This is a genomic window from Burkholderia sp. LFS061 (genome assembly GCF_047978125.1).
GTDB lineage: Bacteria > Pseudomonadota > Gammaproteobacteria > Burkholderiales > Burkholderiaceae > Burkholderia > Burkholderia pyrrocinia_C.
In genome coordinates, this window is sequence record NZ_JBFPFS010000123.1 from 1 (window position 1) to 920 (window position 920).

The window sequence follows — 920 nt, forward strand, 5'->3', positions numbered from 1 at the left end:
TTAGAGACGGTTTCATAAAGGCTGTTCGGCGCGCCGGAGGGTATTCCAGCAAATCAGGCAGCAACCGAGTTTGAGGAACGCCCCGTGAATGTCGGCGCGACGCTCGAAACGAATCCGGAGGCGACGGAAGTGATGCAACCAGGCATGTGTGCGTTCGACGACCCAGCGATATTTGCCCAGGCCGCTGCCATGTTCGGTACGGCGCTTGGGGCGATCACCGGCTCGATACCGCGATTGCGCAATGCTCGTCGATGTCGCTCGGAGTCGTAACCGCGATCGGCGTAGACAACGCGCGGTCTCTGCAGCGGGTGGCCGCGCAATCCGCGAATCGGCGGAATCGCGTCGATCAGCGGCAGCAGTTGCGTGACGTCGTGGACGTTCGCGCCGGTCAGGATCGCGGCAAGCGGGGTGCCGTTAGCGTCGGTGACGATGTGGTGCTTGGAACCGGGTCGCGCACGATCGGTAGGGTTTGGCCCAGTTTTTGGCCCGCCCCAACGGCGCGAATCGATGATGAATCGACAGCGGCTCGCGAGAAGTCGATCTGGTCTGCTGCTCGCAGCTTCGCCAGCAGCAGTTCGTGCAAGCGGTCCCACACGCCTGCAGCCTGCCAATCGCGTAGCCGTCGCCAACACGTCACGCCCGAGCCGCATCCCATCTCGGCGGGCAGGTCGCGCCAGCGAAGTCCGGTCTTGAGAACGAACAAGATACCGGTCAGCGCGGCGCGATTCGAAACAGGCAGGCGGCCCGGATTCTTCTCGCGCCGCGGCTTGGCTGGCGGCAGTAACGGCTCGATCAGTGTCCACAATTCATCGTCGATGATCGGCTTGCCCATCTCCTCGGCCTCGGTTGTTCCGATGCCTGAGGTTAACAGCTCGCCGCACAAGTTAACAGCCCCAAACAGCCTTTTTGAAACCGTCTCT

Annotated in this window: 1 pseudogene; it reads right to left on the reverse strand. The window is 62.5% G+C overall.

Annotated features, from left to right (window positions below):
- Window positions 1-12 precede the first annotated feature (12 nt).
- Window positions 13-832: pseudogene (locus ACNQQL_RS35970) on the reverse strand (IS5 family transposase).
- Window positions 833-920 lie beyond the last annotated feature (88 nt).